Source organism: Mycobacterium sp. ACS4054, from assembly GCF_001667275.1.
Classification (GTDB): Bacteria; Actinomycetota; Actinomycetes; order Mycobacteriales; family Mycobacteriaceae; genus Mycobacterium.
The window spans coordinates 19,371-30,056 of sequence record NZ_LZHV01000025.1 but is presented as its reverse complement, the minus strand read 5'-3'; the positions used below and the strand labels follow the sequence as shown (position 1 = coordinate 30,056).

The window sequence follows — 10,686 nt, the reverse complement described above, 5'->3', positions numbered from 1 at the left end:
AACCACCCGGCCGGGGCCGGATAGCGCGCGGCGGCCGCGGGGGCGGGGGGGGGGCGGCACCGGCCCCCCCGCGCCGCCGCCGGCGCGCGGCGCAACGCGACCACGGCGACGAGTTCGCCGACATGAACGTCGACGTCGACCCGGACTGGGGCGCCCCGGATGGCGAGCCGTCCACGGTCGCATCGGAGCGCGGCGCCGCGGCGCTGGGGTTCGCCGGAACCGCGCGCCGGGGGGCCGGCGCCCCGGCGGCGGGACTGACAGCGCTGTCGGCCGACGAGTTCGGGGCCGGGCCCCGGGTACCGATGCTGCCGGGCGGCTGGAGCCCCGGGGCGACCACCGCGCCGGATCGGCCCGACGCCGGACGCCGGTAATGTCGACTCTGTGCGTAGCGAAGGTGATACCTGGGACATCACAACAAGTGTCGGTTCGACGGCGTTATTCGTGGCGACCGCCCGAGCGTTGGAGGCGCGCAAGCCCGACCCGCTGGCCGTCGACCCGTACGCGGAGGTGTTCTGCCGCGCCGTGGGCGGGTGGGCCGCCGACGTGCTGGACGGCAAGGCCCCCGGCCACGAGCTGACGACGCCCGAATTCGGCGAGCACTTCGTCAACTTCCAGGGCGCCCGCACCAAGTACTTCGACGAGTACTTCCGCCGCGCCGCCGCCGCGGGCGTGCGGCAGGTGGTCATCCTGGCGGCGGGGTTGGACTCGCGCGCCTACCGGCTGGACTGGGCCGCCGGCACCACCATCTTCGAGCTGGACCAGCCGCAGGTCCTCGACTTCAAGCGCGAGGTGCTCGCCGGCCAGGGCGCCCAGCCGAACGCCGAACGGCGCGAGATCGCGGTGGACCTGCGCGAGGACTGGCCGCAGGCGCTGCGTGACAACGGCTTTGACGCCGGCCGGCCGTCGGCCTGGATAGCCGAGGGCCTGCTCATCTACCTCCCGGCCGCCGCCGAGGAGCAGCTGTTCACCGGCATCGACAACCTGGCCGCCCCGGGCAGCCACGTCGCCGTCGAGGACGGCGCCCCGCTCGACCAGGCCGACTTCGAGGCGAAACGCGACGAGGAGCGCGCCGCGATGGCCGACGGTGCCGAGCGGCCCTTCTATCAGTTGGTGTACAACGAGCGGATCGCGCCGGCGACCGAGTGGTTCGGCGAGCGCGGCTGGACCGCCGTCGGCACCCCGCTGGCCGATTTCCTGCGCCAGAACGGCAGGCCGGTCCCCGGGCCGGACGTCGACGCCGGCCCGATGGTCGCCCGCAACACCCTGATGAGCGCCGTCAAAGACTGAGCTCGTCAAGAGTTCCCGATGAGTTGATCCCGCGGTGGAACTTTTTCGCGCCGCGCCCCGACTACTACCGGGCTGATCGGTGCGCCGCCCAACAGCCCGGGCGGCGCCGGTCTCGGTCCGGCGAGGAGTTCGGCGCATGGCGCTACGAGGTTTCTCCGACAGTTGGGCCGGTGGCGGGCAATGACCGCCCCGGTGTGGATGGCACTGCCCCCCGAGGTGCACTCGGCGGAGCTGAGCAGCGGTCCCGGGCCGGGCGGCTTGTTGGCCGCCGCGGCGGCCTGGAGCTCGCTGAGCGCGACCTACGCGTCGGCGGCCGACGAGCTGTCCGCGACCCTGGCCGCGACGCAGGGCGGGGCGTGGGAGGGGCCCACCGCCGCGCAGTACGCGGCCGCCCACGCGCCCTACCTGGCGTGGTTGACGCGGGCCAGCGCCAACAGCGCGGCGGCCGCCGCCCGGCACGAAACCGCGGCCACGGCCTACACCGCGGCGCTGGCCGCGATGCCGACGCTGCCGGAACTGGCCGCCAACCACACCGTGCACGGGGTGTTGGTGGCCACCAACTTCTTTGGCATCAACACGATTCCGATCGCGGTCAACGAGGCCGATTACGCACGGATGTGGGTGCAGGCCGCCACCACCATGTCCACCTATCAGGCGGTCTCCACCGCGGCGGTGGCGTCGGCGCCTCCGGCCGACCCGGCGCCGGTCATCCTGCACGCCGATGACGGTGGCGACGAGCCCGACGACGGCGGGATCGTCGACAACGACGGCGGCAACCCGTATCAGCTGAGCTGGTGGATCAACCGGTTCCTGGAGATCTTCCAGACCATCGGCAGGGATTTGGAGGAGTTCCCCGAGAACCCGTCTGAGGCGCTGGCGCAGCTGGTCCAGGACATCGGGCTGCTGATCGCGGACGAGTTCAGCCACGCGATCGAGGCCTTCCAGGCGTTCGCCCCGCAGATCGCGGCCTTCGCGCTCGCCCTGCCGGCCGGGGCCGCGGCGGGCCTGGCCAGCCTGGCCGGGTTGACCACGGTCCAGCCCCAGCCGTCCCCGGCCCCCGCGCCGGTCGCGGCCGCCGCCCCGCTTCCCAAGGCGCCGACCATGACGGCGGCGGCCGGCGGTTCTTCGGTGGGCGCCGCGACCGCCGCGCCCGCCCCGTCCACCGCTCCGGCCTCGGCGGCGACCGCCGCGCCCGCCTCGGCCCCCGCGACCGGAACGCCGCCGCCCACCGGCGTCGAGGGCGCCGCCTACCCGTACATCGTCGGGGGTCCGACCGTGGGCTCCGGGTCGGGCGCCGGCGCCGGCACGCAGCGCAAGGCACCGCAGCCCGATGCGGCCGCCGCGGCGGCGGCCGCGGCGGAATCGGCGCGCGAGCGGCGGGAGGCGCGCCGGCGCCGGCGGGCGGCGATGGACGAGCACCAGCGCGGCTACCGCTACGAATTCGTCGACGGCGACGCCGTAGGAGACGGCGTTGTCGAGCCCGAACCGCAAGCCGTGGCGGCGTCCGCGCACGGCGCGGGCCCGCTGGGTTTCTCCGGGACGGCGAGCAAGGGGGCCGTCGACGCGGCCGGCCTGGCGACGCTGGCCGGCGACGAGTTCGGCGGCGGGCCGTCGATGCCCATGCTGCCGGGTTCCTGGGAGCCGGACTAGGGAAGCCGGATGGCCTCGCTCGAGACCGGAACTTTCGGGGCGCGCCGGACGACTACTGGCTGCGTGTTCGTCGCGGTTTCCGGCGGGGATCTTCGGATTGATAATGAAAATGATTTTCGATAAGCTCAGCCGCTTAGAAGCCGCTGACAACACCCGCGAACCCGCCGAAGCGGGGAAGACGACCGAAAGTGCGGCTGATTATGGCCGTTGACGTGCTCATTAGCGGTAATGGACGGGGAGTGTTGTGGTGAGTCGGACGGGCCCTCGCGCCTCGACACTTAGCTTATGCAATGCTAACTTCAGGCGGGTCAGGTTAGGGGAGGCTACATACATGGAAAGACGTGGCCGTGGAAGTCGGTGACACTGGCTTGCTGGCGGTTCAGCCGGTCAATTCGCGAGCGGACACCAAGGTGGACGGCGACGTCGTCAGCCGGTTCGCCACCTGTTGCCGCGCGCTCGGCATTTCGGTGTACCAGCGCCAGCGCCCGGCCGACCTCACCGCCGCGCGCTCCGGCTTCACCGCGCTGACCCGCATCGCCCACGACCAGTGCGACGCCTGGACCGGGCTGGCGGCCGCCGGGGATGCGTCCCTGCGGGTGTTGGAGGCGGTGTCGCGGACGGCGACGACGGCCGGGGTGTTGCAGCGCAAGGTGGATCTGGCGCCTGGGGCCCTCGGCTTCCGCTATGACACCGGCCTGTACCTACAGTTCCGCGCCGTCACCCCGGACGACTTCCACCTCGCCTACGCGGCGGCCCTGGCCACCGCCGGACGGTTCGCCGACGCCGACCGGATCGTCACCGGCCTCACCGCGCGCCGCCCGAGCTGGCGGGAAGCGCGCTGGGTCGCCGTGGTCATCAACTACCGCGCCGAGCGGTGGTCGGACGTCGTGAAGTTGCTGACGCCGGTCGTCAACGACACCGACCTCGACGAGGCGTTCAGCCACGCCGCCAAGATCGCACTGGGCACCGCGCTGGCGCGGCTGGGCATGTTCGCCCCGGCGCTGTCCTACCTCGAGGAGCCCGACGGTCCCGTCGCGGTCGCGGCGGTCGATGGCGCGCTGGCCAAGGCGCTGGTGCTGCGGGCGCACGTCGACGAGGAATCGGCGAGCGAGGTGCTGCAGGATCTGTACGCGGCCCATCCGGAGAACGAACAGATCGAACAGGCGTTGTCCGACACCAGTTTTGGGATCGTGACCACCACCGCGGCGCGGATCGAGGCCCGCACCGACCCCTGGGACCCGGACACCGAGCCCGGCGTGGAGGACTTCGTTGACCCCGCGGCCCACGAGCGCAAGGCCGTGCTGCTGCACGAGGCCGAACTTCAGCTCTCCGAATTCATCGGACTGGACGAGGTCAAGAACCAGGTGTCCCGCCTGAAGAGCTCCGTCGCCATGGAATTGGTGCGCAAGCAGCGCGGGCTCGCGGTCGCGCAGCGCGCCCACCACCTCGTGTTCGCCGGCCCGCCCGGCACCGGTAAGACCACCATCGCCCGCGTGGTCGCCAAGATCTATTGCGGCCTGGGGCTTTTGAAGCGGGAAAACATTCGAGAGGTGCACCGCGCCGACCTGATCGGCCAGCACATCGGCGAGACCGAGGCCAAGACCAACGCGATCATCGACAGCGCGCTCGACGGCGTGCTGTTCCTCGACGAGGCCTACGCCCTGGTCGCCACCGGCGCCAAGAACGACTTCGGGCTGGTGGCCATCGACACGCTGCTGGCGCGGATGGAGAACGACCGCGACCGGCTGGTGGTCATCATCGCCGGCTACCGCGCCGATCTGGACAAGTTCCTGGACACCAACGAGGGCTTGCGTTCCCGGTTCACCCGCAACATCGACTTCCCGTCGTACGCGCCCTCGGAGCTGGTGGAGATCGCGAACAAGATGGCCGAGCAGCGCGACAGCGTCTTCGAGCAGGCCGCGCTGGACCACATGGAGGCGCTGTTCACCAAGTTGGCCACCGAGTCGACACCGGACGCCAACGGGATCTCCCGGCGCAACCTCGACATCGCCGGCAACGGCCGGTTCGTCCGCAACATCGTCGAACGCTCCGAGGAAGAACGGGAATTCCGGCTCGACCATTCGGAACACGCCGGCACCGGGGAGTTCAGTGACGAGGAGCTGATGACGATCACCGACCAAGATGTCGAGAACTCGGTGCAGCCGTTGTTGCGTGGCCTCGGGCTGTCGGTGCCCGCATGACCTCGAATCACGAGTCCGACGACCGGCGTTCGTTCGCCTCGCGCACCCCGGTCAACGACAACCCGGACAGGGTCGAATACCGGCGCGGATTCGTCACCCGCCACCAGGTCAGCGGCTGGCGATTCGTCATGCGGCGCATCGCCTCCGGCATCGCGCTGCACGACACCAGGATGCTCGTCGACCCGCTGCGCACCCAGTCGCGCGCGGTGCTGATGGGCGTCGTCCTGCTGGCCACCGGCCTGGCCGGTTGCTTCGTGTTCTCGCTGATCCGGCCCAACGGGACGGTGGGCACCAACGCCGTGCTCGCCGACCGGGCGACCGCCGCGCTCTACGTGCGGGTGGGCGACCAGTTGCACCCGGTGCTCAACCTGACGTCGGCCAGGCTCATCGTCGGCAAGCCGGTCAACCCCACCACGGTGAAAAGCAGTGAGCTGGACCGGTTTCCGCGCGGCAACCTGATCGGCATCCCGGGCGCGCCGGAGCGCATGGTGCAAAACACCACACGCGACGCCAACTGGACCGTGTGTGACGGCATCGGCGGCACGGCACACGCCATCCACAGCACCGGCGTCACGGTGATCGCCGGCCGCCCCGACAGCGACGGCGCGCGGGCCGCCAAACTCGATGCGAAGCAGGCGATCCTGGTCGATAGCGGCAACAGCACCTGGTTGCTCTGGGACGGCAGGCGCAGCCAGATCAACCTGTCCGACCACGCCGTCACGAACGCACTCGGCCTGGGGCTGAACAACTCTGAGGTGCCCGCGCCCCGGCCCATCGCGTTGGGACTGTTCAACGCGATCCCCGAGGCGCCGCCGCTGACGGCGCCGGGCATCCCGAACGCCGGCGCCCCGGCCGCCTTCAGCGTGCCCGCGCCGATCGGCGCGGTCGTGGTGTCGTACGCCCTGGACCCCGGTGCGGCGCGCTACTACGCGGTGTTGCCGGACGGCCTGCAGCCCATCTCCCCGGTGCTCGCGGCGATCCTGCGCAACACGAATTCCTATGGCCTGGAACAACCCCCGCGGCTGGGGGCGGACGCGGTGGCCAAGCTGCCGGTGTCGCGGATGCTGGACACGGCGCGTTATCCCGACCAGCAGGTCACGCTCGTCGACGCGGCCAAGGACCCGGTCACGTGCGCGTACTGGAGCAAGCCGGCCGGCGCCGCGACCAGCTCGCTGAGCCTGTTGTCCGGCTCGGCGCTGCCCGTACCCGAATCGATCCGCACCGTCGACCTGGTCGGCGCCACCCCGGCAACCGCCACCCGCGTCGCGCTGGCGCCGGGTACCGGCTACTTCGCCCAGACCGTCACCGGCGGCGGGGGTGCACCCGGCACCGGGTCGTTGTTCTGGGTGTCCGACACCGGGGTTCGCTACGGCATCGACAACGAGGCCGAGAATGCGGCCGCCGGGCGCGGCAAAACCGTTGAGGCGCTTGGCCTGAGCGAGCCGGCGGTGCCCGCGCCGTGGTCGGTGCTGTCGCTGTTCGCCGGCGGCCCGACGCTGTCGCGCGCCGACGCGCTGCTGGCGCACGACGGACTACCCCCCGACACCAAGCCCGGCCGCGTGGCATCAGCAGAGGGAGCGCCCCGATGAGCCGACTCATCTTCGAAGCCCGCCGGCGGCTGGCGCCCCCGGTCACCCGCAAGGGCACCATCAACATCGAGGCGCCGCCCGAATTGCCGCGGGTGATCCCGCCGTCGTTCCTGCGCCGGGCGATGCCCTATGTGCTGGTGATCCTGATCGTCGGCATGGTCGTGGCCCTGTTCGCCACCGGGATGCGGCTGATCTCCCCGCAGACGCTGTTCTTCCCGTTCGTGCTGTTGCTGGCGGCCACCGCGATGTACCGCGGCAACGACAGCAAGACGCGGACCGAGGAGGTCGACGCCGAGCGCGCCGACTACCTGCGCTACCTGTCGGTGGTGCGCGACAACATCCGCACGCAGGCCACCCAGCAGCGCGCGGCGGCCGAATGGTCGCATCCGGAGCCGACGGCCCTGGCCGGCGTGTCCGGTTCGCGCCGGCAGTGGGAGCGAGACCCGCACGACGCGGACTTCCTGGTGCTGCGGGCCGGCCGGCACGAGGTGCCGCTGAGCACCGCCCTGCGGGTCAACGACACGGCGGACGAGGTCGACCTGGAGCCGGTGTCGCACAGCGCATTACGCAGCCTGCTCGATACCCACCGCATCGTGCGCGACGTGCCGACCGGAATCGATCTGACCAAGGTCTCGCGGATCACCGTGCTCGGCGAGGCCGAGGAGGCGCGGGCGGCGATGCGCGCCTGGATCGCCCAGGCGGTGACGTGGCACGACCCGACGGTGCTGGGCGTGGCCCTGGTCGCCCGCGACCTGGAGGGCCCCGACTGGTCCTGGCTGAAATGGTTGCCGCACACCGACGTTCCGGGCGAACTCGACGGTGTCGGGCCGGCGCGCTTCCTGGTGACCAACCCCGACGAGCTCGTGCTGCTGTTGGGGCCCGCGTTCGTCGACCGGCCCGCCTTCACTGGCGGGGCCGCCGACGCGCTGCGGCACCTGCTGATCGTCGTCGACGATCCCGACTTCGACCTGAACACCTCGACGCTGGCGCTGGGCCGCGCGGGCGTCACCGTCGTGCAGCGCAGCGCCACACCGCCGCACCGCGAACAGTATTCGGATCCGGAGAAGCCGATCCTGCGCGTCGCGAACGGCGCGATCGAGCGTTGGCAGACCGGCGGCTGGCGGCCCTACATCGACGACGCCGACCGGCTCGGCGCCGACGATGCCGCCCACCTGGCGCGCCAACTGTCCCGCTGGGACTCCAACCCGACGCACACCGGCCTGCGGTCGGCGGCCACCCGCGGCGCCACCTTCACCACCCTGCTGGGTATCGGCGACGCCTCGCGACTGGACGTGCCCACGCTGTGGGCGCCGCGCCCCCGCGAGGACGAGCTGCGGGTGCCCATCGGCGTCACCGCGACCGGCGAGCCGCTGATCTTCGACCTGAAGGACGAGGCCGAGGGCGGGATGGGGCCGCACGGCCTGATGATCGGTATGACGGGATCCGGCAAGTCGCAGACCCTGATGTCGATCCTGTTGGCGCTGTTGACAACCCACTCGGCCGACCGGCTGATCGTGATCTACGCCGACTTCAAGGGCGAGGCCGGCGCCGACAGCTTCCGGCATTTCCCGCAGGTCGTCGCGGTGATCTCCAACATGGCCGAGAAGAAGTCGCTGGCCGACCGGTTCGCCGACACGCTGCGCGGGGAGGTGGCCCGCCGCGAGACGCTGCTGCGCGAGGCCGGCCGGCGCGTGCAGGGCAGCGCGTTCAACTCGGTGGTGGAATACGAGAACGCCGTCGCGGCCGGGCATGACCTCCCGCCGATCCCGACGCTGTTCGTGGTCGCCGACGAGTTCACCCTGATGCTCGCCGATCACCCCGAATACGCCGAGCTGTTCGATTACGTTGCGCGCAAAGGCCGCTCGTTCCGGATCCACATCCTGTTCGCGTCCCAGACGCTGGACGTGGGCAAGATCAAGGACATCGACAAGAACACCTCGTACCGCATCGGGTTGAAGGTGGCCAGCCCCAGCGTTTCCCGCCAGATCATCGGGGTGGAGGACGCCTACCACATCGAATCGGGCAAGGAACACAAGGGCGTGGGCTTCTTGGTGCCGGCCCCGGGAGCGACGCCGATCAAGTTCCGCAGCACCTACGTCGACGGCATCTACGATCCACCGCGTCAGGCGAAAGCCCTTGTGGTGCACGCCGCCCCGGAGCCCAAGCTGTTCACGGCCGGGCGGGTCGAGCCGGATCAGGACACGATCATCTCGCCCGAGGACGAGGAGTTCACCGGGCCGCCGCGCAAGCTGATCGCCACCATCGGCGACCAGTTGGCGCGTTACGGGCCGAAGGCGCCGCAGCTGTGGCTGCCACCGCTGGACGAGCCGATCCCGCTGACCGCGGTGCTGGCGCGCGCCGGGGTGCCGCAGCGGCAGTGGCAGTGGCCGCTCGGCGAGATCGACAAACCCTTCGAGATGCGCCGCGACCCGCTGCTGTTCGACGCCACCTCGTCGGCCGGCAACGTGTTGATCCACGGCGGCCCCAAGTCCGGGAAATCGACCGCGCTGCAAACGTTCATCCTGTCGGCGGCCAGCCTGCACTCACCGCGCGACGTCACGTTCTACTGCTTGGACTACGGCGGCGGCAAGCTGCGGGCGCTGGAAGACCTGGCGCACGTCGGCAGCGTCGCCTCGGCCCTGGAACCCGAGCGGATCCGGCGCACCTTCGGCGAGCTCGAGCAACTGCTGCTGTCCCGGCAGCGGCGCGAGATGTTCCGCGACTCGCGCGTCGCCGCCCCCGACGACGGGTACGGCGAGGTGTTCCTGGTCATCGACAACCTCTACGCGTTCGGGCGGGACAACACCGACCAGTTCAACACCCGTAATCCGTTGCTGGCCAAGGTGACCGAGCTGGTCAACGTTGGGCTGGCCTACGGCATCCACGTCGTCGTCACCACCCCGAGCTGGCTCGAGGTGCCACTGGCGATGCGCGACGGCCTGGGCCTGCGGCTGGAGCTCAAGCTGCACGATCCGCGGGACAGCAACGTGCGGCTCGTCGGCGCGCTGCGGCGCCCCGCGGAATCCGTGCCGCACGACCAGCCGGGCCGCGGGTTGACGATGGCCGCAGAGCACTTCCTGTTCGCCGCGCCGGAGCTGGACCAGATCGCCGCGCTGAACGCCCGCTACCCGGGCGTCACCGCGCCGCCGGTGCGGCTGCTGCCGACCAACCTCGCCCCCGAGGCGCTCGGGGCGCTCTATCGCGGTCCCGAGCAGGTGGTCATCGGGCAGCGCGAGGAGGACCTCGCGCCCGTCGTCGTCGACTTCGCCGACGAGCCGCTGCTGATGGTGTTCGGCGACAGCAAGTCCGGCAAGACCACCTTGCTGCGCCACATCATTCGCACCATCCGCGAGCACTCCACGCCCGACCAGGTGGCCTTCACGGTGGTGGATCGGCGGCTGCACCTGGTCGACGAGCCGCTGTTCGCCGACAACGAGTACACCGCCAACATCGACCGCATCACCCCGGCGATGTTGGGCCTGGCGAACCTCATCGAGTCGCGGCGTCCCCCGGCCGGGTTGCCTCCCGCCGAACTGGCCCGCTTCAGGTATGCGGGCCACACCCACTACCTGATCATCGACGACGTCGACCAGATCCCGGATGCGCCGGCGATGGGCGGCCCGTACATCGGGCAGCGCCCCTGGACGCCGCTGATCGGGATCCTCTCGCAGGCGGCCGATCTGGGGCTGCGGGTGATCGTCACGGCGCGCGCCACCGGATCCGGGCACGCCTTGATGACGAACACCCTGTTGCGCCGCTTCAACGACCTGCAGGCGACCACGCTGATGCTGGCGGGCAACCCGCAGGACAGCGGCAAGATCCGCGGCCAGCGCTTCGGCCGGCTGCCGGCCGGGCGGGCGATCCTGTTGGGCGACAGCGACACTCCGACGTACGTGCAGCTGGTCAACCCGCTGGTGGGTGAGGCCGCGATGTTTGGTGAAACGCAACAGTAAGGGGAG

Annotated in this window: 5 protein-coding genes and 1 pseudogene; all 6 read left to right on the top strand. The window is 71.0% G+C overall.

What is annotated here, in order from left to right:
* Window positions 1-371: pseudogene (locus A5730_RS05070) on the top strand (hypothetical protein); the annotation flags it as partial.
* Window positions 372-381: 10 nt separating this feature from the next.
* Window positions 382-1,287 carry a class I SAM-dependent methyltransferase gene (locus A5730_RS05065; RefSeq protein ID WP_067896502.1) on the top strand — a complete coding sequence of 302 codons (906 nt, stop codon included), beginning with the start codon at window positions 382-384 and terminating at the stop codon, window positions 1,285-1,287.
* A gap of 180 nt (window positions 1,288-1,467) precedes the next feature.
* Window positions 1,468-2,937 (top strand): PPE family protein, encoded by a 1,470-nt coding sequence (locus tag A5730_RS05060; protein ID WP_067896499.1) that lies wholly within the window; start codon window positions 1,468-1,470, stop codon window positions 2,935-2,937.
* A gap of 347 nt (window positions 2,938-3,284) precedes the next feature.
* Window positions 3,285-5,138: a type VII secretion AAA-ATPase EccA gene (gene eccA / locus A5730_RS05055; RefSeq protein WP_067896509.1), complete on the top strand. Its 1,854-nt coding sequence runs from the start codon at window positions 3,285-3,287 to the stop codon at window positions 5,136-5,138.
* Entirely contained in the window at window positions 5,135-6,727 is a 1,593-nt protein-coding gene (gene eccB, locus A5730_RS05050) for a type VII secretion protein EccB (RefSeq protein ID WP_067896496.1), read from the top strand. Before eccA ends, eccB begins: the two co-directional genes overlap by 4 nt.
* Window positions 6,724-10,680: a type VII secretion protein EccCa gene (gene eccCa / locus A5730_RS05045; protein ID WP_067896493.1), complete on the top strand. Its 3,957-nt coding sequence runs from the start codon at window positions 6,724-6,726 to the stop codon at window positions 10,678-10,680. The genes eccB and eccCa overlap by 4 nt, the downstream gene beginning before the upstream one ends.
* Window positions 10,681-10,686: the final 6 nt, after the last annotated feature.

Coding starts and splice junctions, on each gene's coding strand:
- eccCa (WP_067896493.1), top strand. CDS start 6,724: ATGAGCCGACTCATCTTCGAAGCCCGCCGGCGGCTGGCGCCCCCGGTC.
- eccB (WP_067896496.1), top strand. CDS start 5,135: ATGACCTCGAATCACGAGTCCGACGACCGGCGTTCGTTCGCCTCGCGC.
- A5730_RS05060 (WP_067896499.1), top strand. CDS start 1,468: ATGACCGCCCCGGTGTGGATGGCACTGCCCCCCGAGGTGCACTCGGCG.